Below are 23,295 nucleotides of genomic sequence, written 5' to 3' on the forward strand. Positions count from 1 at the left end.
CGCCGGGCAGGTCTTCCTCGAAAACCGGCATGTCGCTGAGCGTTTCGGGGTTGAGGTACTGACCCAGCGAAGTCACTGGCACGAGCTGGCCGTTCAGGGTCAGGCGCTGGCTGGTGTAATCGACCGTGTCGCCCGGCAGGCCGATGACGCGCTTGATGTAATCGACGCTGGGGTCTTCCGGGTAGCGGAACACGATGACGTCGCCGCGCGCGGGCTCTTTGTTGGCCCACAGCTTGGTGTTGAACACCGGCAGGCGCAGGCCGTACTCGTATTTGTTGACCAGGATCAGATCGCCAATGGCCAGCGTGGGAATCATCGAGCCCGACGGAATCTTGAAGGGCTCGAACAGGAAAGAGCGCAGGATGAAGACCGCCAGAATCACCGGGAACAGCCCCGCCGTCCAGTCCAGCCACCAGGGTTGCATGAGCAGTTTCTGGCGCGCCGCGCCGTGGCTGTCGGCGGCGTCGTGAACAATGCCGCGTGCTTCCAGCGACTGCTGACGCTCCTGCATTTCGCGGTCCAGCTGGGCGACGGCGGCCACGCGCTGCGGGCGAAAGCGCAGCTTTTCCAGGCCCCAGAACACGCCGGTGACGACAGTCAGCAGCATGAGCAGGGCGGCGAAATTGCCCAGCCAGAGCCCGGCGTACCAGCCGCCGAGGTAAAGGGCCAGCGCGCCCATCAGCGCTGCGGTCAGGATGCTCATGCGTCTTCCACCTGCAAGATGGCGAGGAAAGCCTCCTGGGGCACCTCGACCGAACCAATCTGTTTCATGCGCTTTTTGCCGGCTTTCTGCTTTTCCAGCAGCTTGCGCTTGCGCGAAATGTCACCGCCATAACACTTGGCCAGCACGTTTTTGCGCAGGGCCTTGATGTTCTCGCGGGCGATGATGTTGCCTCCAATGGCCGCCTGAATGGCCACATCGTACTGCTGGCGCGGGATGATCTCGCGCATTTTGGACGCCACCTGGCGGGCGCGGTACTGGCTTTGCGTGCGGTGAACGATCAGGCTGAGCGCGTCGATGCGGTCGCCGTTGATCAGCATGTCCACCTTGACCACGTCCGAGCCGCGGTATTCCAGGAACTCGTAATCCATGCTGGCGTAGCCGCGCGACACGCTCTTGAGCTTGTCGAAGAAATCCAGCACGATCTCGGCCAGCGGCATTTCGTAGGTCAGCATGACCTGGCGGCCGTGGTAGGCCATGTTCATCTGCACGCCGCGCTTCTGGTTGGCCAGCGTCATGACCGAGCCGACGTAATCCTGCGGCATATACAGGTGCACGGTGACGATGGGCTCGCGGATTTCCTGGATGCGGCTGGCCTCGGGCATCTTGCTGGGGTTTTCGACCTCCAGCACCGTGCCGTCGCCCATTTCCACCTCGTAGACCACGCTGGGCGCGGTGGTGATCAGGTCCTGGTCGAACTCGCGCTCCAGGCGCTCCTGGACGATTTCCATGTGCAGCAGGCCCAGGAAACCGCAGCGGAAGCCAAAACCCAGCGCCTGGCTGACTTCGGGCTCGAAGCGCAGCGCCGCGTCGTTGAGTTTGAGCTTTTCCAGCGCGTCGCGCAGCTGGTCGTACTCGCTGGCCTCGGTCGGGTACAGCCCCGCGAACACCTGCGGCTGGATTTCCTTGAAGCCCGGCAGCGCCTCGGTGGCGGGGCCCGCGTTGTTGGGCAGCTTCTTGTCCAGCGTGATGGTGTCGCCCACCTTGGCCGCGTGCAGCTCCTTGATGCCGGCGATGATGAAGCCGACCTCGCCGGCCTTCAGCTCCGGCCGGTCCACCGATTTGGGCGTGAACACGCCCAGGTGCTCGGCGACGTGCACCGAGGCGCTGGCCATCATGCGGATGCGGTCGCCCTTGCGCAGCACGCCATCGACCACGCGCACCAGCATGACCACGCCGACGTAGGTGTCGAACCACGAATCGATGATCATGGCGCGCGGCGGCGTGTCGGGGCTGGGATCGCCCTTGGGAGGCGGCATGCGCGTGACGACCAGCTCCAGGATCTCGTCGATGCCCATGCCGGTCTTGGCCGAGCAGGGGATGGCGTCGCTGGCGTCGATGCCGATCACGTCCTCGATTTCCAGCTTGGCGTTGTCCGGATCGGCCTGAGGCAGATCCATTTTGTTCAGCACGGGCAGCACTTCCACGCCCAGTTCGAGCGCGGTGTAGCAGTTGGCCACGGTCTGCGCCTCAACGCCTTGGCTGGCGTCCACCACCAGCAGCGCGCCTTCGCAGGCCGACAGGCTGCGGCTGACTTCGTAGCTGAAGTCGACGTGTCCAGGCGTGTCGATCAGGTTGAGGTTGTAGACCTGGCCGTCGCGCGCGGTGTAGGACAGCGCGGCCGTCTGGGCCTTGATGGTGATGCCGCGCTCGCGCTCGATGTCCATGGAATCGAGCACCTGCGCTTCCATTTCGCGGTCGGACAGGCCGCCGCAGCGCTGAATGAGGCGGTCGGCCAGCGTCGACTTGCCGTGGTCGATGTGGGCGATGATGGAAAAGTTGCGGATGTTTTTCATGGGCGCCAGTAAAAGCGCGATTGTACTGGTGCGCTGGCGCCTGTTGGCACGGCTTTGCGGGGGCTTGACGCCGTTGTCGGCAATCTCCACCATCGGGTTTTCGCTGCCTAGTCCCAGATGACCATGCGCCCTCACGAAACGCTTCTTTCTGTCCCGCCTTGCAGCCCCTCCACTTTGCCCGAAACCTGGCCCGAAGGCGCCGCGCAGGAACTGGCCCGGCGTCTGGGTGAGCGCTGTGTCTGGTCGCAGGCGGTGCGCGAGCAGCACGGCCGCGACGAATCGCCGTTTGTCGATGTCCCGCCGCCCGACGCGGTGGTGATGGCGCAGTCGGTCGAAGATGTCAGCGCCGTGCTGGCCTGGGCGCAGGAGTTCGGCGTGCCGGTGATTCCCTTCGCGGCCGGTTCGTCGCTGGAAGGCCACGTGCTGGCGGTGCAGGGCGGTGTCAGCCTGGATGTGAACGCGCTCAACGCCGTCCACGCCATCCACACCGAGGACATGACCGCCACCGTGGGCCCGGGCCTGACGCGCAAGCAGCTTAACGCTGCGCTGGGCGGCACGGGGCTGTTCTTCCCGATTGATCCGGGTGCGGACGCGTCCATCGGCGGCATGGCGGCGACCCGCGCCAGCGGCACCAACGCCGTGCGCTACGGCACCCTGCGCGAGAACGTGCTGGCGCTGCAGGTGGTGCTGCCCGGCGGCGAGGTCATCCGCACCGGCACGCGGGCGCGCAAAAGCAGTGCGGGCTACGACCTGACGCGGCTGATGGTGGGCAGCGAAGGCACACTGGGCGTCATCACCGAAGTGACCGTGCGCCTGCACCCGCTGCCCGAGGCGGTCAGTGCGGCAGTCTGCGCCTTCCCCAGCGTGCTGCAGGCCGTGCAGTGCACCACGGCCATCATCCAGGCCGGGATTCCGATTGCGCGCGTTGAACTGCTGGACGCGGCCACCGTTGGGCGGGTCAACCGCCACGCCGGGCTGACGCTGCCGCAGAAAGACCTGCTGCTGATGGAATTCCACGGCTCGCCCGCCAGCGTGGCCGAGCAGGCGCAGGCGGTGCAGGGCATCGCCGAAGACCTGGGCGGGCTGGGATTTGACTGGGCCACGCGCCCCGAAGAGCGCTCCCGTTTGTGGGCGGCGCGGCACAACGCCTACTTTGCGGGCGTGCAGTCACGCCCGGGCTGCCGTGTCATCACCACCGATGTCTGCGTGCCCATCAGCCGCCTGGCCGAAGCGGTGCAGGCGGCGGTGGACGAAGCCGACGCGGCGGGTCAGCCCTATTTCCTGGTGGGACACGTGGGCGACGGCAACTTCCACATGGGCTACCTGGTCGATCCGCACGACGCGGATGAAATCGCCCGCGCCGAAGCGCTTAACCGGGGCGTGGTCGAGCGCGCCATCGCGGCTTCAGGCACCTGCACCGGCGAGCACGGCATCGGGCTGCACAAGCGCGATTTCCTGCGCCAGGAAGCCGGTGAGGCGGGCGTGGCGCTGATGCGCGCCATCAAAGCCGCCATCGACCCGAAGAACATCATGAATCCGGGGAAGGTGGTTTGAGGGATGGCCGGTGCAAGCGGTGTAAGCTCAGCGCCCTGAACTTTTCAAGGACTCCGCCATGACCCGACTGCACCAGCGCCCCGCCGACCAGCTTCGCCCCATCCGCATCCAGCGCGGGGTCACGCGCCACGCCGAAGGCTCGGTGCTGTGCGCTTTTGGCGACACCCAGGTGCTGTGTACGGCGTCGGTGCTCGATAAGGTGCCGCCGCACCAGAAAGGCAAGGGCGAGGGCTGGGTCACCGCCGAATACGGCATGCTGCCGCGCTCGACGCACACGCGCTCGGACCGCGAGGCCGCGCGCGGCAAACAGAGTGGCCGCACCCAGGAGATCCAGCGCCTGATCGGCCGCTCGCTGCGCGCGGTGGTTGATTTGACGGCCCTGGGCGAGCGCACGATACACATCGACTGCGACGTCCTGCAGGCCGACGGTGGCACGCGCACCGCCAGCATCACCGGCGCCTGGGTGGCGCTGGCCGACGCGGTGCGTGGCCTGAAAGAGCGCGGCCTGATCGCGGGCGAACCGCTCCGCGCGCAGGTCGCAGCGGTGTCGGTCGGCGTCTTTCAGGGCGAGCCGCTGCTCGATCTGGACTATCCCGAAGATTCGGGCTGCGACTGCGACCTGAACGTGGTCATGACCAGCGCAGGCGGCTTTGTCGAGGTGCAGGGCACGGCCGAAGGCGCGCCCTTCAGCCGCGCCGAGCTGGACCGCCTGCTGCAGCTGGCCAGCGACGGCATCGCCCGCCTGCACGCCGAGCAGCGCCAGGCCCTGGAGCAGCCCGCGCAGCGCCTGCTCGATCTCGGCGCCGGGGCCTGACATGGCCATGGACAACGCCTTGCGCGATCTGGTCCTGGCGTCCAACAACGCCAAAAAGCTGGCGGAGCTGGGCGATCTCTTCGCGCCGCTGGGCCTGCGCCTGCTGCCCCAGGGCGCGCTGGCCGTGCCCGAGCCCGACGAGCCCTACGCCACCTTCATCGAAAACGCCCTGCACAAGGCGCGCCACGCCAGCCGCCTGGCTGGGCTGCCCGCGCTGGCTGACGATTCCGGCCTGTGCGTGGACGCTCTGGGCGGCGCGCCCGGCGTGTGGTCGGCGCGGTATGCGCCGCTGGCCGACACCGATGCGGACGGCGCCCGCGAATCACGCCGCGCCCGCCAGGACGCCGCCAACAACGCCCATCTGCTGGCTGCGCTGGCCGGGCAGACGGCGCCGCAACAGCGCCGCGCCCGCTTCGTCTGCACCCTGGTCGCCGTTCGCCACCCGGACGACCCTGAACCGCTGGTCGCGACCGGCGACTGGCCGGGCCGCATCGCGCTGCAGCCTGCGGGGGACGGCGGTTTCGGCTACGACCCGCTGATGTGGCTGGACGAGCCCGGCTGCAGCGTCGCGCAGCTGTCGGCGGTAGACAAGCAGCGCCTGGGCCACCGGGGCGTGGCTGGCCGCGCCCTGCTGGCGCTGATGCGCGCGCGCTGGGCCCTGGGTGACGCAGGCGCATGAGACCCAGCGACGCCGACGGCCTGCCCGATCCGGCTGCCCGGCGCCGGGTGATTCCGCTGGTGCCCGAGGTGGGCCGCTTTTCTGGTTCTCCGGGCGCTCCTGGCACTGCACCAGCCAGCCGCTACGCCGCCACGGCCGTGCCGCCCGATCATCCTCTGGCCGACTTTCTGGGTGACGGCCCCCTGAGCCTGCCCGGGCCGCCCCCGCTGTCCCTTTATATTCACCTGCCGTGGTGCCTGCGCAAGTGCCCCTACTGCGATTTCAACTCGCACGAGCGCGCTGGCTTGGGCGACGACGGCCACCTGCCGCCTGGGCTGGAGGCCGATTACGTCCGCGCCCTGATCGCCGATCTGGACGCCGCACTGCCGCTGGTCTGGGGTCGCCCGGTGATCAGCGTGTTTCTGGGCGGCGGCACACCCAGCCTGTTCCAGCCGCAGACGCTGGCCGACCTGCTCTCCGCCGTGCGCGCCCGCCTGCCGCTGGCGCCCGAGGCCGAGATCACGCTGGAGGCCAATCCCGGCACCTTCGAATCCGGACGCTACGCCGCCTACGCGCAGGCGGGCATCAACCGGCTCTCCATCGGCGTGCAGTCGCTCAATGACACGCACCTGCGCGCCCTGGGCCGCGTGCACGACGCCGCGCAGGCCCGCGCCGCAGTGGCCGAGGCGCAGCGCCACTTCGAGCGCTTCAATATTGATCTGATGTACGCCCTGCCCGGTCAGGAGCTGGCGGACCTGGCCCGCGATGTGGACGCCGTGCTGGCGCTGCAGCCGCCGCACCTGTCGCTCTACCACCTGACGCTCGAGCGCAACACCCGCTTTTTCAGCCAGCCGCCCGAAGGCCTGCCAGACGCGGACCTCGCCAGCGACATGCTCGACCTGATCCTGGCGCGCACCGCCCGCGCCGGGCTGGGCCGCTACGAGGTTTCGGCCTTCGCCCGCAGCGAGGCCCTGCGCTGCACGCACAACCTGAACTACTGGGCCTTTGGTGACTATCTGGGCTTGGGCGCAGGCGCGCACAGCAAGCTCAGTTTTGCCCACCGCATCTGGCGCCAGACGCGCTGGCGCGAGCCCCAGCAGTACATGACGCAGGCGCTGGCCGGGCGCGCGGTGTCCAGCCAGGACGAGGTCGCGCCGCAGCATCTGCCTTTCGAGTTCATGCTCAACGCCCTGCGCCTGAAAGACGGCGTGCCGCATGCGCTCTGGGCCGAGCGCACGGGCCTGCCGCCCGCCCACCTGGCCACCGCCTGGCGCAAGGCCGCCGCGCGCGGCTGGGTGCCCGACAGCCCCTTCCCGCCGCGCCAGTGGGTGACCACGCCGCGCGGCTTTGATTTCCTGAGCGACGCGCAGGAGCTGTTTCTGCCCTGAGGGCTGGCTTACTTCTTCGCGTTCGCCAGGCCGCTGACGACTTCCTGCTTGGCCTCGTCCACGCCGCCCCAGCCCTTGACCTTGACCCACTTGCCTTTTTCCAGATCCTTGTAGTGCTCAAAGAAGTGAACGATCTGGTTCTTGATCACGTCGCTGACATCGTCCAGCGTTTCGAGATCGGCGTAGAGCGGCAGGATTTTTTTCGTGGGCACGGCCAGCAGTTTGGCGTCGCCACCGGCTTCGTCGTCCATGTGCAGGATGCCCAGCGGACGGCAGGTCACGGCCACGCCCGGCGGCAGGGGGATGGGCGTCATCACCAGAACATCGACCGGATCGCCGTCGTCGGACAGGGTGTTCGGGATGTAGCCGTAGTTGACCGGGTAGTGCATGGGCGTGGCCATGAAGCGGTCCACGAACAGCGCGCCGCTGTCCTTGTCCACTTCGAACTTGATGGGCGCGCCGTTCATCGAAATTTCGATGACCACGTTGAATTCGTCGGGGGTTTTGCTGCCGGGGGTGACCTGGTTGAGGCTCATGGACGGTCCTTGTGTCGGTAAAGAAAGTGCGGAATCGCAATAATTCTAAGCGCTGCCACTGTGACACCCCGGCCTGACGGCAGCCTGTAACATCGCGCCCTGATCCTTGACCCATGATTCCTCCCGATTGCGAGTCCACCATGAGCCAGCACGCCCCCGATCCCAGCGCCTACGACGACTTCACCCCCGGCCTGCGCGTGCGGCGCGGCCTGGCGCGCTGGCCGCTGTCGCGCGTGCGCCTGGCGGCGTTCGACATGGATTCGACGCTGATCAACATCGAGTGCATCGACGAGATCGCCGACGCCGCCGGGCGCAAGGCCGAGGTCGCGGCCATCACCGAGGCCTCGATGCGCGGCGAGATCACCGATTTCCGCGAGAGCCTGCGCCGCCGGGTGGCGCTTTTGCGCGGCGTGCCCGAAAGCGCACTGGCCGATGTGCTGGCGCAGCGCCTGCAGATCAACCCGGGGGTGGAGATGTTCCTGGCCGCACTGCACGCGCACGGCGTGGCGACACTGCTGGTGTCGGGCGGCTTCACCTTTTTCAGCCGGGCGGTGCGCGAGCGCCTGGGCATGGGCTACGCCCGCGCCAACCAGCTGGAAGTGTCGGACGGCGTGCTCACCGGCGGCCTGGTGCCGCAGGCCTGGGGCGACATCTGCGACGGGGCCGAAAAGCGCCGCACCCTGCTGGAGCTGTGCAGCCTGCTGGACATTGATCCCGCCGACACCCTGGCCGTGGGCGATGGCGCGAACGATCTGCCCATGATGGGGGCGGCGGGGCTGTCGCTGGCCTTTCACGCCAAACCGCTGGTCGCCGCGCAGGCCGATCTCAGCCTGGTCGTTGGTCCCATGGACGACGTGCTGGACTGGTTCCAGCTGTGAGGCCTGGGGCGCACGGCCCTCAAACTCGGGCCTGAAAATTCTTCCCACCCCTGCGCTACACTGGCGCTTCGGCCAGGAGAGCACGGACGCGCACGCCGCATCCGTCACCGAAGGCGCAGGGGGCTTGCGGGCCACCGCAACGCTCAGGTATCCGGGACTGGCCAAGTCCTGCTTCGCAAGGGGTGGGGCTCCTCACTGGAGAGTGGCGCGCTGCGCGGACCTGTCCGTCGCAGCACGCCCACCGAAGGGGCAAACCGGCTGGCCGTGGGGCTGGCGGGCCAATCTCTCAGGTCCAGGGACGGTGGGGACAGGATGGAGCCGATCGGCCGCGCGCACCGCAGTGCGGGGCCGATGTTTCGTTTCTACACTGTCCCGTCTGCTGCCGGAGCCTGTCCATGAGTCCTGATCTTCTTCATACGCCCCTTTACGCCCTGCACCAGGAGCTGGGGGCCCGCCTTGTGCCTTTCGCCGGTTACGCCATGCCGGTGCAGTACCCGGCCGGGCTGATGGCCGAACACCAGCACACGCGCAGCGCGGCCAGCCTGTTTGATGTCTCGCACATGGGCCAGCTGCGCCTGGTGGGCGAAGGCGCTGACCGCGCTCTCGAAACCCTGATCCCCATGGACGTGCTGGGGCTGGGCGTTGATAAACAGCGCTACGGCCTGCTGCTGAACGACGCGGGCGGCATCCGGGATGACCTGATGTTTGTGCGCCGTGCGGACGACCTGTTCATCATCGTCAACGGCGCCTGCAAGGTGGCGGACATCGCCCACATCCAGGCGGGCATTGGCGATCAGTGCACCGTCGAGCCCTTGCCCGATCGCGGCCTGCTGGCGCTGCAGGGTCCGCAAGCGGTGACGGCGCTGGCGCGCGTGCTGCCCGGCGTCGAAAAGCTGGTGTTCATGAGCGGCCTGGCCTGCACCTGGCAGGGCGCTGATCTGTATGTGACGCGCAGCGGCTACACCGGCGAGGACGGCTTCGAGATTTCCGTGCCCGCCGCGCAGACCGAAGCGCTGGCCCGCGCGCTGCTGGCCCAGCCCGAAGTCAAACCGGCGGGCCTGGGCGCACGCAACTCGCTGCGCCTGGAGGCGGGTCTGTGCCTGTATGGCAACGATCTGGACGAATCCACCACGCCCATCGAGGCCGCGCTGAACTGGTCGATCCAGAAAGTGCGCCGCAGCGGCGGAGAGCGTGCAGGCGGATTCCCCGGCGCCGACGTTGTGCTGGGCCAGCTGGATGGCCGCCGCCCGCTCACGCGCAAACGCGTCGGCCTGATCGCGCAGGAGCGCATCCCTGTGCGCGAGCACACCGCGCTGCAGGCGCCGGATGGCACGCCGCTGGGCGAAGTCTGCAGCGGCCTGCTCTCGCCGGATCTGGATCGTCCCATCGCCATGGCCTATCTGCCGCCCGAACACGCCGCCATCGGCAGCACCGTCCACGCGCTGGTGCGCGGCAAGGCCGTACCCATGCAGGTTGTGGCCATGCCCTTCGTGCCGCAGCGTTACGTGCGCTGAGCGCCGCTGTCATCCTTTCACACTCATTCTTTCCTGCTGACCACCCGGAGCCCCACCATGAGCAAAATTCTCTACACCGAAGACCACGAATGGGTCCAGATCAACGATGACGGCAGCGTCACCGTGGGCATCACCGAACACGCGCAGGACACGCTGGGCGACGTGGTGTTTGTCGAGCTGCCCGAAGTCGGCCGCCACTACGCGCAGAAAGACGCCGCAGGCGTGGTCGAATCGGTCAAGGCCGCAGCCGATGTCTACATGCCGCTGGACGGCACCGTCACTGCCGTCAACGACACGCTGACCGCCGAACCCTCGACCGTCAACAGCTCGCCGCTGGGCGAGGGCTGGTTCTTTCGCGTGCAGCCCTCCGACGCCAGCCAGCTCGATGGCCTGATGACGGCCGAAGCCTACGCCGCGCTGATCGAGGGGTGATGTCCATGAGCCCTGCCGCCAACAGCCTGCTGGCCGAACTGGAAGACGCGGGCGCGTTTGCGCACCGCCACCTCGGGCCGGACGCCGCCGAAGAAGCCCGCCTGCTGGACGCCGTCGGCGTGCCCAGCCGCGCCGACCTGGTCGCGCGCATCGTCCCGGGCGCCATCCGTCGCAGCCAGCCCATGCAGCTGCCCGCCGCCTGCAGCGAAACCGCCGCGCTGGACGAGCTGCGCCACATCGCCAGCCACAACCAGGTGATGGACAGCCACATCGGCATGGGCTACTACGGCGCGCACATGCCGGGTGTGATCCAGCGCAATGTGCTGGAAAACCCCGCCTGGTACACGGCCTACACGCCGTATCAGGCCGAGATTTCGCAGGGGCGGCTGGAAGCGCTGCTCAATTTCCAGACCATGGTCTGCGACCTGACCGGCATGGCCATCGCCAACGCCTCGATGCTGGACGAAGCCACCGCCGCTGCCGAAGCCATGACGCTGGCGCTGCGCGTGGGCAAATCCAAATCCACCGTCTTCCAGGTGGCCGACGACGTGCTGCCCCAGACGCTGGCCGTGCTGCACACACGCGCCGCGCCGCTGGGCATCACCGTCAGCACCTTTGACGCCGATGGCGCGCCGCCTGCCGAGGGCTTTGGCCTGCTGCTGCAATACCCGGGCGTGAACGGCGCGGTGCGCGACCTGGCCCCGGCCATCGCCGCCTTCCGCGCCCAGGGCGGGCTGGTGGTGGTGGCCGCCGACCTGCTGGCGCTGGCGCTGCTGAAATCGCCTGGCGAGATGGGCGCCGACATTGCCGTGGGCAGCACCCAGCGCTTTGGCCTGCCCATGGCCAATGGCGGCCCGCACGCCGCCTATCTGGCCTGCCAGGATGCGCACAAGCGCTCCATGCCCGGGCGCCTGGTGGGCGTCAGCGTGGATGCCAGCGGCCAGCCCGCGCTGCGCCTGGCGCTGCAGACGCGCGAACAGCACATCCGCCGCGAAAAAGCCACGTCCAACATCTGCACCGCGCAGGTGCTGCCCGCCGTGCTGGCCAGCCTGTACGCCTGCTACCACGGCCCGGTCGGCCTGACCCGCATCGCGCGCCGGGTGGCGGCCTACACTGCGGCGCTGGCCGACGCCCTGGCGGCGGCCGGGCTGGCACTGCGCCACACCGACTTTTTCGACACGCTGACCCTCACGGTGCCGGATGCCGACGCCGTGCACGCTGCCGCACGCGCCGCACGCATCAACCTGCGCGCCATTGACGCCACGACCGTGGGCCTGTCGCTGGACGAGACCTGCACGCGCGAGCGCGTGGACGCGCTGCTGGCTGTGTTCCGCGCGGCGGGGGCCATCTCCAGCGACGCGCTGGGCATCCACTGGGGCACGCTCACGCCGCAGACGCGCTGGCCGCAGGCGCTGTCGCGCACCACGGCGCCGCTGCAGCATCCGGTCTTCAGCCAGTACCACAGCGAAACCGCCATGCTGCGCTACCTGCGCCGTCTGTCCGACAAGGATCTGGCGCTGGACCGCAGCATGATCCCGCTGGGCAGCTGCACCATGAAGCTCAACGCCACCAGCGAAATGGTGCCCATCACCTGGCCGGAGTTCGCACAGATCCACCCCTACGCGCCTGCCGACCAGCGCCAGGGCTACGCCGTGCTGGCCGAGCAGCTGGGCGAATGGCTGTGCCAGGCCACGGGCTACGCGGGCGTCAGCCTGCAGCCCAATGCAGGTTCGCAGGGCGAGTACGCGGGTCTGCTGGTGATTGCCGCCTGGCACGCTTCGCGCGGCGACAGCCAGCGCACCATCTGCCTGATCCCGGCTTCGGCGCACGGCACCAATCCGGCTTCGGCGCAGATGGCCGGGATGACGGTGGTGGTGACGCGCTGCGACGAGCAGGGCAACGTCGATCTGGCCGACCTGGAGGCCAAATGCCAGCAGTACGCCGACCGCCTGGCCTGCGTGATGGTGACGTATCCGTCCACCCACGGCGTGTTCGAGCATGGCATCACCGGCCTGTGCGACATGGTCCACCGCTACGGCGGCCGCGTTTACGTGGACGGCGCCAACATGAACGCGCTGGTCGGCCTGGCCGCGCCGGGCGCTTTTGGCGGCGATGTCAGCCACCTCAACCTGCACAAGACCTTCTGCATCCCGCACGGTGGCGGCGGTCCGGGCGTGGGGCCGGTGGCGGTGGTTGAGGACCTGGTCCCCTTCCTGCCGCGCGACATCACCGACACGCCCGCAGACAGCCCCCGCGTGGGCGCAGTCAGCGCGGCGCCGCTGGGCAATGCGGGCGTGCTGCCGATTTCGTGGATGTATATGCGCATGATGGGCGCCGACGGCCTGCAGGCCGCGACCGAAACGGCCATCCTGAACGCCAACTACGTCGCGGCGCGGCTGGCACCGCACTACCCGGTGCTTTACAACGGCCAACTGCCGGGCGTGAACGGCGGCGGCGTGGCGCACGAGTGCATCATCGACGTGCGTCCGCTCAAGGAGCGCAGCGGCATTTCGGCCGAGGACATCGCCAAGCGCCTGATCGATTACGGTTTCCACGCGCCCACGCTCAGCTTTCCGGTGCCCGGCACCCTGATGATCGAGCCCACAGAAAGCGAGGATCTGGCCGAACTGGACCGCTTCTGCGCCGCCATGATCGCCATCCGGGCCGAGATCGAACAGGTGCTGGCCGGCGCCTGGCCGCGCGACGACAACCCGCTGGTTCACGCGCCGCACACGGCGCAGGTGCTGCTGGGCGAGTGGTCGCGCGCCTACCCGCGTGAGGTCGCGGCCTATCCGCTGGACAGCCTGCGACAGACGCGCTACTGGCCGCCGGTCGGTCGCGTGGACAATGTTTACGGCGACCGCAATCTGCAGTGCAGCTGTCCGCCGCTCTCCGACTACGTCTGAGGCGGCGGTGACCCCGGCCGTCCTGCTGGTCGAAGACGACGCCCTGCTGGCCGACGCGCTGTCGGCCCAGCTGGAGCGGGCGGGCTACCGCGTGCGCGCCTGCGGCGATGGCGCCCAGGCGCTGGAGCTGTTGCTGGCCGACGGACGCGGCGGCGGGGCGCTGTCGCTGGTGGTACTCGACCAGGGCCTGCCGGGCCTTGGGGGCCTGGACGTTCTGCGCCAGGCCCGAGCCCAGGGCGTGACGCTGCCCATCCTGATCCTGACCGCGCGCGACGGGCTGGACGACCGTGTCGCCGGGCTCAACGCCGGGGCCGACGATTACCTGTGCAAGCCCTTTGACTTCCCCGAACTGCACGCCCGCCTGCAGGCGCTGCTGCGCCGCCAGGCGCCGCGTCTGGAGCGCCTGCAGCTGGCCGATCTGCTCATCGACGTGCCCGGGCGGCGCGCCACGCTGGCGGGGATCATGCTGGATCTCAGCCCGCGCGAGTGGACGCTGCTGCTGCTGCTGATGCGCCACGCGCAGCAGGTGGTGCGCAAGGACAGCATCCACGAGGCCTGGGAGGGCGATGAACGCCCCGACGATCGCTCTGACGAGCGCGAAGACACCGCCGCCGCCAGCGGGGTGCAGACCAACGTGATCGAGGTCTACATCCACCGCCTGCGGCGCAAGCTGGAGGGCTCGCGGCTCAGCATCCGCACCGTGCGCGGTCTGGGCTACCTGCTGGATCAGGCGGGCGCCTGACATGCGCCACCTGCTGCAGCGGCTGTGGCCGGGTCGCGGCTCGCTGCGCCTGCAGCTGCTGCTGTGGCTGGTTCTGCCGCAGCTGGTGCTGTGGTCGGTCGCGGCGGTCTTCACCTACCAGCTCGCCACGCGCTACGCCAACGCCGCCACCGACGCCGGGCTGATCCAGTCGGCGCGGGCGCTGGCGCGCCAGGTCAAGCCCAGCGGATCGGGTTTCCTGGTCGATTTTCCCCGTGCGGCGCAGGACATCCTGGAGGCCGATCCCGGCGATCGGCTGTACTACATGGTCAGCTCGCCGCCCGGCAGCTTCCTGCTGGGCAACGACCGCCTGCCGCCGCCCCCGGCGGTGCTGCCGCTGGCGCCCGGACACCCGCTGCTGTACAGCGGCAGTCTGGCGGTGCGCGAAGGGCGTCAGGCTCACCCGGTGCGCGTGGTGGCGCTGCTGCTGCGCTCGCAGGACGGGGGCAGTGCGCCGCAGTCGCTGCTGGTGCAGGTGGCGCGGCGCAGCGCGGGCCGCCAGGCCATGGCCAGCCAGATCCTGCTGGACACAGCACTGCCGCTGTCGGGCGTGATGCTGCTCATGACGCTGGGCGTGGGCTGGGGCATCCGGCGCGGTCTGCGTCCGCTGGACCGCCTGCAGGCTGCGCTGGCGCGGCGCCACCCGGGCGACATGCGCCCGCTGGATATCCGCGAGGCGCCGCACGAGGTCCAGGGCCTGGTCCAGGCGGTGAACGATCTGCTGGACCAGGTCCAGCGCCAGGTGCAACACCAGAAGCGCTTCATCAGCGACGCCGCGCACCAGCTGCGCACGCCGCTGGCTGGGCTGAAAAGCCAGACCGAGCTGGCTTGGGCGCACGCCAGCGATCCACCGCTCAAGGCGCGGCTGGAGCGCGTCATGCAGAGCGCCCGGCGCAGCGCCCACCTGGTCACCCAGCTGCTCAGCCTGGCGCGCGCCGACCCCACGCAGCCGCTGGAGCTGACCGAGCGCGTGACCGCATCGGCACTCATGGCCGACATCACCGCGCAGTGGGTGCCGCGCGCCATGGCGCTGGGCGTAGATTTGGGTTTTGACGAGGCCGCCTCACCGCCAGACGCCGAAGTCTGGAGCCAGCGCTGGCTGCTGGGCGAGGCCGTGGCCAACCTGATCGACAACGCCCTGCAGTACGCGGGCCCGGGCAGCACGGTGACGACGCGGGTCAGCCCGGGCGAAGACCCCGGCTGGCTGCTGCTACAGGTGGAAGACGACGGACCCGGCATCCCGCCGGATCAGCACGGTGCGGTGCTGCAGCGCTTCACGCGGCTGCAGGATGGCGGCGAGGGCTGCGGCCTGGGCCTGCCCATCGCCAGCGAGATCGCCGGACAGCATGGCGGCGGTTTGCATCTGCGCAGTCTGGTGCCGCGCGGCCTGTCGGTGGCGCTGCGCCTGCCCCGCATCGGGGCAGGGCAGACGCCGCCGGTTTAAAGCCGCAGGTTCAGAACTTCATGCCCAGGCCGCCGGAGAAGCCCTGCAGGTCTTTGGCGTAGCGCATGTAGTCGGCGTTGACGTAAAGCTGCGGGTTGATGCTGTAGCCCAGCCCCAGGCCGTAGGAGAAGCTGCCGCTGGTGCCGCGCGCCTGCGTGCCGTCGCTCGCCTTGGCGGTGATGTCCACCTTGGTGTAGCCCAGGCGGGCGTAGCCTTCCAGGCCCTCGGTCAGCAGGATGCGGGGCTTGAGGTAAATCCCGTACATCTTGTTGACCTTGGCATCGACCGAGGTGGTGCCTGTGGTGTCGGTGTAGCTGACCGAGCCGTTTTTCACGCCAAAGCCCAGCATGCCTTCAGCGGCCCAGGTGGGATCGAATTCGTAGCCCAGCGTGGCGCGCAGCAGCGTCGCCGAGCCGGTGCCCGAGAAGCCGGCGCCTTCGGGCTTGAGGCGGGCGATGGTGGTGTTGATTTCGGCGTAGGGCTGCGGCTGGGCCTGCGCGTGGGCGGCTGCGGCAGTGACGGTCAGAGCGGCGGTGAGGATGAATTTTTTCATGGCGTTTCCTGGGTGGACTCGGTGAAGGGCAAAGGCAAACAGGTCAGATTGTGGGCTGACCGTTTTTTGGGTGGGGCGATTTTCTGCACACAGACTCCGGCTAACGCTCTGGCTGTTGCCGCGCTGCAACGTCGCTGCCCGCCGGTCGCCCGCTGCGGCACGGGCATAATCACCCGCCATGTCTTCGAACAACAGTCCTGCCCTTGCGCTGCAGCGCGATGTCCTGCCCCTGCCGCGCTGGGCGCTGTGGCTGCTGTGCGCGCTTTACGTGGTCAGCGGCTTCTGGGGACGCGACCCCTGGCGCGCCGCCGACATCGACGCTTACGCCGCGATGCTCGACATGGTCCGCAGTGGCCACTGGCAGCCGCAGTTGCTGGGCGCGCCCATCGAGGGCGGCTGGCTGCCCTATGCGCTGGGTGCCGCTTTCATCCATGTCGGCGAGTGGCTGGCGCCTGCGCTATCGCCCTGGATCTGGGTGCGCCTGCCCTTTATCGCGGTGATGGGCGCCATGATGGCGCTGCTGTGGTACTCCGCCTACCATCTGGCGCGCGAGGACGCGGCCCAGCCCCAGCGCTTTGCCTTGGGCGGCGAGGCGGGGCGCATTGACTACGCCCGCGCCATGGCCGACAGCGCGCTGCTGGCGCTGGTCGCTACACTGGGCCTGCTGCAGCTCGGCCACGAGGTGACACCGCAGCTGCTGCAGCTGCTGGCCGTCACGCTGTGGATGTACGGCCTGGCGCGGGCACCCACGCAGCGCGGCCTGGCGCTGGGGGCACTGGGGGGATCTGGCCTGATCCTGGCCGCCAGCGGCGCGCCGGTCAGTGCGGTGGCGCTGATGCTGGGCGCGCTGGCCATCGCGGCGCGCTCCAGCCATGCGGCGGTGCGCCGTCTGCTGCTTCCTGTTGCACTGCTGCTGGTGCCGGTGCTGGCGGTGGCGGGGCTCACCGGGGCCTGGGCCTGGCGCGTGCGCTGGTCGTCCAGCGGGACGGATCTGCTCAAGCTGCTGATCTGGTTCACCTGGCCGACGCTGCCGATGGCGCTGGTCACGCTGTGGCGCTGGCGCGCTTTTGTGCTGCACCGCCACGTCAGCGTGCCGCTGGTGCTGTCGGCCTGGGCGCTGGCGCAGTGCCTGGCCATGGCGGGCGACCAGCATGCGCTGCTGCTGGCCCTGCCGGGTCTGGCGCTGCTGGCCGCCTGGTCGCTGCCTGCCGTGCCGCGCGGCCTGACGGCGCTGGTGGACTGGTTCTCGGTCTGCTTTTTCAGCGTGGCGGCGCTGGCCATCTGGGTGATTTACAGCGCCATGCACCTGGGCTGGCCCGCGCCCATCGCGGCCAACATCGACCGCCTCTCCAGCGATTACGACGTGCCGTTTCAGGCCTGGGCGCTGGTTCTGGGCGGGGCGGTGACGCTGGTCTGGGGCGCGCTGGTCGTCTGGCGCACGGGGCGTCACCGCCCGGCACTGTGGAAAAGCATGGTTCTGCCGGCGGGTGGCGTGGGCGCCTGCTGGCTGATGCTGATGAGCTTGTGGCTGCCCGTGCTCGATTACGGCCGCAGCCCGCGCCCCTGGGCCGAGCTGGTCCGCGCGCAGATCACCGGGCCAGCGTGCCTGGAAGTGGGGCTGCTGTCCAGCGACGCACAGGCGGCATTGCAGGTCTATGGCCGCCCGGGCTGGCAGTTGCGGCGCAACCCGCTGCACACCTGTGATTCGGGCGTCAGTGGCCAGCCGGTCTGGCGCCTGGTGCCCAACCCCAGCCGGGGCGCCGCGCCTGCTTTGCCCGGCTGGGCCGCGACGGGCCAGATCACCCGCCCGACCAGCCGCGCTGACACCATGATCCTGTACCGGCGGCTGAGTTTTTGAGACGCCGCCCTACAATCCTGCCCACTGCCTCATCCACCCATTGCGAGCCCGATATGGTCCAGCTGCTCCCCCCCCACCAGATGCCGCTTGTGGCGGTGGACATGGGCTCCAACAGTTTCCGCTACGAAATCGGCCGCATCCAGGACGGGCAGTACGAGCGCATCGCCTACGAAAAAGAGAGCGTCCGCTTGGGCGCCGGGCTGGACGAGCGCGGCCTGCTGACGGGTGAAGCGGCCCAGCGCGGGCTGGATTGCCTGGCGCGCTTTGGCGCCAAAATCCGCAAGTTTCGTCCCGAGCGCGTGCGCGCTGTGGCCACGCAGACGCTGCGCGAGGCGCGCAACCGAGACGACTTCCTGCGCGAAGGGCAGAAGGCGCTGGGCTTTCCCATCGAGGTCATTCCGGGGCGCGAAGAAGCGCGGCTGATCTACTGCGGCGTGTCCTTCCTGCAGCCGTCCGAGAGCGCACGGCTGGTGATCGACATTGGCGGACGTTCCACCGAAATGGTGCTGGGTCAGGGCCGCGAGCAGCTCGCCGCCGAATCCTTCCAGCTGGGCAGCGTCAGCCTGTCCATGGCTTATTTTGGGCGTGGCGAGCTGACCGAATCGGCGTTTGAAAAGGCCGGGGTCGCCGCAGGGGCCGCGCTGCAGGAGGCGCTGGTGCCTTTTGATCCCAGCCGCTGGACCGAGGTGCTGGGCTCGTCGGGCACGGCGGGCGCGGTGGCGCAGTTCCTGGCCACGCGCGGCGTCAGCGACGGGGTCATCACCGCCGAAGGCCTGCGCTGGTGCATCCGCCAGTGCGTCAAGGCTGGGCACGTCGATGCGCTGCCCGCGCTGGGCATCAAGCCCGACCGTGCGCCGGTGATCGCCGGGGGCCTGTCGATTCTTCAGACCCTGATGACGCTGTTCCGCATCGAGCGCATCGTGCCCGCGCGCGGCGCGCTGCGCCAGGGCGTGATTGTTGATCTGCACGACCGTCTGCAAAGCCAGGCGCTGTACGCCGCCCGCCAGAAAACCCGCGAAGGCGCCACCGACGCCGCACCGCTGCCGGTGCTGGACGTGCGCGACCAGACGGTGACCGCGCTGCAGGCGCGCTACCACGTCGATCTGGCGCAGGCCCGGCGCGTGGGCGAGCAGGCGCTGGCGCTGCAGCTTCAGGTGGCGCGTCTGCCGCACGAAGAGCACCGCGAACTGGGCTGGGCCGCCGCGCTGCACGAGGTGGGGATGACGGTGTCGCACCACGATCATCACCGCCACACCGCTTACGTTCTGGCGCACAGCGACGCGCCGGGTTTTTCGCAAAGCCAGCAGCGGCGCCTGGCGCAGCTCACGCTGGGGCAGCGCGGGCGCTTGCGCAAGATCAGCGACGATCTGGCTCACCCGGGCTTTCGCATCCAGTGCCTGTGCCTGCGCCTGGCGGTCATCCTGTGCAACGCCCGCCTGGACGCGCCCGACGGCAGCCGCCCCGGCGTCAAGCTGGCGCAGGATGGCCAGAATTTCTCCCTGAAAGTCGCGAAGAAATGGGCGCTGCACCACCCGCAGACCCTGCACCTGCTGCGCCAGGAAAGCCAGGAGTGGGACAGGCTGGCGGGCGGCTGGAAGCTGCAGATCGTCGATTGATGAGGGCGCTGTGAACGCCATCTGGAGCGGCCCGCTGGGGGTGTTGCTGCTGGGCGGCATCGGGCTTGTACTGCTGGGCGCGGTGCTGGGGGCGGTTTTGGTTGCGCTGCTGCTGGCGCCGCGCTGGCGCGCCCAGGAGGCCGCGCGCCTGGCGCAGGCCGTGGCGCCGCTGCAGGCCGAACTGGCGCAGTGGCGCGAGCGGGCTTCCGGGCTGCAACAGGCGCAGGACGCGCTGCAGCGGCGCTGGGACGAACTGGCCGCGCAGGCCGACGCCTGGCGTGACGGCCTGGATACCGCCCGCGACGAGCTGGCCGCCGCCCGCGAGCGCGCCGCCCGGGTTGCACCGCTGGAAACCACGCTGGACGACACCGAAGCCGCGCTGGCCGCCACCAACAGCGAGGTCGCCGTGCTGCGCCGCACGCTGGAGCTGGAGCGCAGCGGCCACGCCGAAAAACTGGCCCAGCTGCAGCAGGCGCGCCAGGAGCTGGGGGACCAGTTCCGCGTGCTGGCCAACCAGATCCTCGAAGAAAAATCGCAGCGCTTTTCCGAGCAGAACCGCGAAGGTCTGGGCCAGCTGCTGGACCCGCTGCGCCAGCAGCTCGCCGACTTCAAAGGCAAGGTCGAAGAGGTCTACGAGAAAGAAGGGCGCGACCGCTTTGCCCTGACCGAGCAGGTGAAGCAGCTCGCGGCGCTCAACCAGACGCTGAGCAGCGACGCGCAAAACCTGACCCGCGCGCTGAAGGGTTCGAGCAAAACCCAGGGCAACTGGGGCGAGCTGCTGCTGGAGCGCGTGCTGGAATCGGCCGGTCTGCGCAAAGGCTTCGAGTACACCGTGCAGGAGAGCCACACCCGCGAAGACGGCAGCCGTGTCCAGCCCGACGTGGTCATCCACCTGCCGGGCGACCGTCACTTGGTCGTGGATGCCAAAGTGTCGCTGCTGGGCTACGAGGCCTGCACCAGCGCCGAAACCGACACCGCCCGCGCCAACGCCCTGCGTGCTCACCTGGATTCGGTGCGCAGCCACATCCGGGGGCTGTCGGACAAGAAGTATCAGACGCTGTACGGCCTGGCTTCGCTGGATTGCGTGCTGATGTTCGTGCCCATCGAGCCCGCTTTCATGATGGCGGTAACGCAGGATGAGGCCCTGTTCATGGACGCCTGGGAGCGCAATGTGCTGCTGGTCAGCCCCTCCACGCTGCTGTTTGTCGTGCGCACCGTGGCCCACCTGTGGCGCCAGGAGGCGCAGAGCCGCAACGCGCAGGAGGTCGCCCGGCGCGGCGCCGAGTTCTACGACAAGCTGGCCGGTTTCGTGGACGACCTGGCCCGCGTGGGCGAGCGTCTGGATCAGGCGCAAGTGGCCTGGACGGCGGCGCGCAGCAAGCTGGAGCAGGGGCGCGGCAACGTGCTGCGTCAGGCCGAACTTTTGAAAAACCTGGGGGTGCGCCCGAGCAAAACCCTGGCCTGGACGGGCGATACCGAGCCGGGCGAGGGCTTGCCAGAGCTGCCTTTGGACTCGCCCGCGCCGCCACCCGCATGAGGGGTTTTCGGGTTTTCCCTGATCGCTGCTGCGGGCGACGCCGGATCGGACGCCTTACACTGGCCGACTTGTGATTGACTCCCCCTTGGAGAGAACCATGCTGAACATCAAATCCTGGATGCTGGCTTCGGCCCTGGTCGCCGTTTCGGGCGCCGCCATGGCGCAGGACGCGGGCACGCTGCGCGTCGCCATCGACCCGACCTACAAGCCCTTCACCTTCAAGACGCCCGACGGCAAGCCGACCGGCTTTGACGTGGACATCGCCAGCGCCCTGTGCGAACAGATCAAGCGCAAGTGCGTCTTCGTCGAACAGGCCTGGGACAGCATGATCCCTGGCCTGCAGGCGCGCAAGTACGACGCCATCATCTCCTCGATGAGCATCACGCCCGAGCGCGAAAAAGTCGTCGCCTTCACCAGCAAGTACTACAACACGCCGTCCAGCATCGTCGTCAAGCTGGACAGCGGCATCAAGAACATCCCGGCGGATCTGAAAGGCAAGCGCCTTGGCGTGCTCAAGGGCTCGACCCAGGAAAAATACGCCATGGGCGAGCTCAAGCCCGCCGGCGTGGTCGTGGTGCCCTACGAGGCGCAGGACCAGGTCTATCTGGACATCAAATCGGGCCGTCTGGACGGCACCGTGGCGGACAAGGTGGAAGTCACGGGCGGTTTCCTGTCCACGCCGGACGGCAAGGGCTGGGGCTTTGTCGGCCCCGATCTGGATGCGGGCAAGTACTTTGGCAAGGGCGTGGGTGTGGCACTGCGCAAGCAGGACACCGCGCTGCGCGACCAGCTGAACAAAGCCATCACCACCATCCGCGCCAACGGCACCTGGAAGAAGATTGCTGACAAGTACGTCAACATCGACATCTGGGGCGCCTGAGCGTTCATGTCGTGAGCTGATCCGGTGGGCGCCTATCTGATCTCCATCCTGCACGGCGCCTGGCTGACGCTGGAGCTGGCTGTGGCTTCGACGGTGGTTGCCGTGCTGCTGGGGCTGGTCGCGGCGACGGCCAAGCTCTCCAGCCGGGCGCTGCCGCGCACGCTGGCGGGCGTGTATTCCACGGTGATCCGGGGCATCCCGGATCTCGTGCTGATGCTGCTGATTTTTTACGGCGGCCAGATCGGCCTGAACGCGGCTTTGACTGCCGTCGGCTACACCGATTACGTCGAAATCGACCCCTTCTGGGCCGGCGTACTGACGCTGGGCTTCATCTACGGCGCCTACATGTGCGAGACCTTCCGGGGCGGCATCCTGGCGATTCCGCGCGGGCAGATCGAGGCCGGGATGGCCTACGGCCTGAGCGCCTGGCAGGTGTTTGTGCGCATCACCTTCCCGCAGCTGGTTCGGCTGGCGCTGGCCAGCTTCACCAACAACTGGCTGGTGCTGCTGAAATCGACGGCGCTGGTCTCGCTGCTGGGCCTGCAGGACATGACGCTGCTGGCCAAGCAGGCCGCTGCGGCGGCGCGCGACCAGATTCCGGCCGCGCCCATGCTGTTCTTCCTGTTCACCGCCCTGATTTACCTGGTCATCACCAGCGTGTCGCTGCTGGGTCTGCGCGTGCTGGAGCGTCGCTACGATCTGGGCGTCAAACGGAGCCACTTCGATGGAGTTTGACGTCATCCTCCAGCCCGACGTGCGCGCCCTCTTCCTGGAAGGGCTGGGGAACACGCTTTTCCTGCTGTTTCTGTCGCTGCTGTTTGGCGGCGTTCTGGCGGTGCCGCTGGCGGTGCTGCGTGTGTCGCGCAAGCGCTGGGTGTCGGGGCCGATCTGGCTCTACACCTACGTGTTCCGTGGCACGCCCATGCTGATCCAGCTCTACCTGATCTACTACGGCATCGCCCAGCTCCAGTTTGTGCAGGACCACTGGGACACCGTGGCAGTGCTGGCGCCTTTCAAAAACGCCGTGTTCTGCACGGTGCTGGCATTTGCGCTCAACACCTGCGCCTACACCATCGAGATGCTGGCCAGCGCCATCCGCGAAACGCCCTCGGGCGAGGTCGAGGCCGCGCGCGCCATGGGCATGAGCCGGGGCCAGATCATGCGCCGCATCGTGCTGCCGTCCGCCATGCGGCGCTGCCTGCCCGCCTATTCCAACGAAGTCATCATGATGCTGCAGGGCACATCGGTGGCCAGCACCGTCCCGGCGGTGATGGATCTGACCGGCGCGGCGCGCAGTGTGTACTCCGATTTCTACCTGCCCTTTGAGGCCTTCATCACGGCCGGGCTGTTTTATCTGCTGCTGACCTTTGCTTTTGTGGGCGTGTTCAAATGGCTGGAGAACCGCTTTCTGGCCCATCTGCGGGCCCGAACCCACTGAAGACGACCGCGC

At 68.6% G+C, this 23,295-nt stretch carries 20 protein-coding genes and 2 riboswitches; of the genes, 16 read left to right on the top strand and 4 right to left on the bottom strand.

The window, feature by feature from the left end:
• Together lepB and lepA are read right to left on the bottom strand one after the other, a co-directional pair.
• A partial coding sequence (lepB, locus tag RV045_RS04045; RefSeq protein ID WP_423234491.1) for a signal peptidase I occupies nucleotides 1-703 on the bottom strand: 703 nt, incomplete at its 3' end.
• Nucleotides 700-2,517, bottom strand: coding sequence for a translation elongation factor 4 (gene lepA / locus RV045_RS04050; protein WP_423234636.1), 1,818 nt, complete (start codon nucleotides 2,515-2,517; stop codon nucleotides 700-702). The genes lepA and lepB, both read right to left, overlap by 4 nt.
• A 117-nt stretch (nucleotides 2,518-2,634) precedes the next feature.
• On the opposite strand from lepA, the gene RV045_RS04055 reads away from it, so the two are divergent.
• Genes RV045_RS04055 through hemW form a run of 4 tightly spaced genes read left to right on the top strand, consistent with a single transcriptional unit; the run spans nucleotide 2,635 to nucleotide 6,931 of the window.
• The gene (locus RV045_RS04055) at nucleotides 2,635-4,071 is read left to right on the top strand and encodes an FAD-binding oxidoreductase (protein WP_423234492.1); all 1,437 of its coding nucleotides are present in this window, start codon (nucleotides 2,635-2,637) and stop codon (nucleotides 4,069-4,071) included.
• A 58-nt stretch (nucleotides 4,072-4,129) separates the two neighbouring features.
• Entirely contained in the window at nucleotides 4,130-4,885 is a 756-nt protein-coding gene (rph, locus tag RV045_RS04060; RefSeq protein WP_423234493.1) for a ribonuclease PH, read from the top strand.
• A gap of 1 nt (nucleotide 4,886) precedes the next feature.
• The gene (locus tag RV045_RS04065; protein WP_423234494.1) at nucleotides 4,887-5,564 is read left to right on the top strand and encodes a non-canonical purine NTP pyrophosphatase; all 678 of its coding nucleotides are present in this window, start codon (nucleotides 4,887-4,889) and stop codon (nucleotides 5,562-5,564) included.
• Nucleotides 5,561-6,931 (top strand): radical SAM family heme chaperone HemW, encoded by a 1,371-nt coding sequence (hemW, locus tag RV045_RS04070; protein WP_423234495.1) that lies wholly within the window; start codon nucleotides 5,561-5,563, stop codon nucleotides 6,929-6,931. Before RV045_RS04065 ends, hemW begins: the two co-directional genes overlap by 4 nt.
• 8 nt (nucleotides 6,932-6,939) lie before the next feature.
• Here hemW and ppa read toward each other — a convergent pair whose 3' ends face one another.
• Entirely contained in the window at nucleotides 6,940-7,467 is a 528-nt protein-coding gene (gene ppa, locus RV045_RS04075; RefSeq protein WP_423234496.1) for an inorganic diphosphatase, read from the bottom strand.
• A gap of 140 nt (nucleotides 7,468-7,607) precedes the next feature.
• On the opposite strand from ppa, the gene serB reads away from it, so the two are divergent.
• The 6 genes from serB (at nucleotide 7,608) to RV045_RS04105 (ending at nucleotide 15,401) form a co-directional block, all read left to right on the top strand.
• Nucleotides 7,608-8,345: a phosphoserine phosphatase SerB gene (serB, locus tag RV045_RS04080; protein WP_423234637.1), complete on the top strand. Its 738-nt coding sequence runs from the start codon at nucleotides 7,608-7,610 to the stop codon at nucleotides 8,343-8,345.
• Nucleotides 8,346-8,408: 63 nt separating this feature from the next.
• Nucleotides 8,409-8,515: riboswitch (glycine riboswitch) on the top strand.
• Nucleotides 8,516-8,530: 15 nt separating this feature from the next.
• Nucleotides 8,531-8,657, top strand: a riboswitch (glycine riboswitch).
• An 83-nt stretch (nucleotides 8,658-8,740) separates the two neighbouring features.
• Complete coding sequence (gene gcvT, locus RV045_RS04085; RefSeq protein WP_423234497.1) at nucleotides 8,741-9,859, top strand: glycine cleavage system aminomethyltransferase GcvT; 1,119 nt, start codon at nucleotides 8,741-8,743, stop codon at nucleotides 9,857-9,859.
• Nucleotides 9,860-9,916: 57 nt separating this feature from the next.
• Nucleotides 9,917-10,291, top strand: coding sequence for a glycine cleavage system protein GcvH (gene gcvH, locus RV045_RS04090; RefSeq protein WP_423234498.1), 375 nt, complete (start codon nucleotides 9,917-9,919; stop codon nucleotides 10,289-10,291).
• 5 nt (nucleotides 10,292-10,296) lie between these two features.
• Entirely contained in the window at nucleotides 10,297-13,197 is a 2,901-nt protein-coding gene (gene gcvP / locus RV045_RS04095; RefSeq protein ID WP_423234499.1) for an aminomethyl-transferring glycine dehydrogenase, read from the top strand.
• A 7-nt stretch (nucleotides 13,198-13,204) separates the two neighbouring features.
• Complete coding sequence (locus RV045_RS04100) at nucleotides 13,205-13,939, top strand: response regulator transcription factor (RefSeq protein WP_423234500.1); 735 nt, start codon at nucleotides 13,205-13,207, stop codon at nucleotides 13,937-13,939.
• 1 nt (nucleotide 13,940) lies between these two features.
• Nucleotides 13,941-15,401 carry a sensor histidine kinase gene (locus RV045_RS04105; RefSeq protein ID WP_423234501.1) on the top strand — a complete coding sequence of 487 codons (1,461 nt, stop codon included), beginning with the start codon at nucleotides 13,941-13,943 and terminating at the stop codon, nucleotides 15,399-15,401.
• Nucleotides 15,402-15,411: 10 nt separating this feature from the next.
• Here RV045_RS04105 and RV045_RS04110 read toward each other — a convergent pair whose 3' ends face one another.
• Nucleotides 15,412-15,954, bottom strand: coding sequence for an outer membrane beta-barrel protein (locus tag RV045_RS04110; RefSeq protein WP_423234502.1), 543 nt, complete (start codon nucleotides 15,952-15,954; stop codon nucleotides 15,412-15,414).
• Nucleotides 15,955-16,132: 178 nt separating this feature from the next.
• On the opposite strand from RV045_RS04110, the gene RV045_RS04115 reads away from it, so the two are divergent.
• The 6 genes from RV045_RS04115 (at nucleotide 16,133) to RV045_RS04140 (ending at nucleotide 23,283) form a co-directional block, all read left to right on the top strand.
• Nucleotides 16,133-17,812, top strand: a complete 1,680-nt coding sequence (locus RV045_RS04115; RefSeq protein ID WP_423234503.1) for a hypothetical protein — start codon at nucleotides 16,133-16,135, stop codon at nucleotides 17,810-17,812.
• Between the two features lie 53 nt (nucleotides 17,813-17,865).
• On the top strand, nucleotides 17,866-19,428 hold the full coding sequence (locus tag RV045_RS04120; RefSeq protein ID WP_423234504.1) for a Ppx/GppA phosphatase family protein: 1,563 nt from the start codon (nucleotides 17,866-17,868) through the stop codon (nucleotides 19,426-19,428).
• A 10-nt stretch (nucleotides 19,429-19,438) separates the two neighbouring features.
• Nucleotides 19,439-20,965, top strand: coding sequence for a DNA recombination protein RmuC (locus RV045_RS04125; protein WP_423234505.1), 1,527 nt, complete (start codon nucleotides 19,439-19,441; stop codon nucleotides 20,963-20,965).
• Between the two features lie 97 nt (nucleotides 20,966-21,062).
• Nucleotides 21,063-21,845: an ABC transporter substrate-binding protein gene (locus RV045_RS04130; RefSeq protein WP_423234506.1), complete on the top strand. Its 783-nt coding sequence runs from the start codon at nucleotides 21,063-21,065 to the stop codon at nucleotides 21,843-21,845.
• 24 nt (nucleotides 21,846-21,869) lie between these two features.
• On the top strand, nucleotides 21,870-22,580 hold the full coding sequence (locus RV045_RS04135; RefSeq protein WP_423234507.1) for an ABC transporter permease: 711 nt from the start codon (nucleotides 21,870-21,872) through the stop codon (nucleotides 22,578-22,580).
• On the top strand, nucleotides 22,570-23,283 hold the full coding sequence (locus tag RV045_RS04140) for an ABC transporter permease (RefSeq protein WP_423234508.1): 714 nt from the start codon (nucleotides 22,570-22,572) through the stop codon (nucleotides 23,281-23,283). The genes RV045_RS04135 and RV045_RS04140 overlap by 11 nt, the downstream gene beginning before the upstream one ends.
• Nucleotides 23,284-23,295 lie beyond the last annotated feature (12 nt).

Origin of the sequence: Amphibiibacter pelophylacis (genome assembly GCF_037688875.1) — a bacterium.
GTDB lineage: Bacteria > Pseudomonadota > Gammaproteobacteria > Burkholderiales > Burkholderiaceae_C > Amphibiibacter > Amphibiibacter pelophylacis.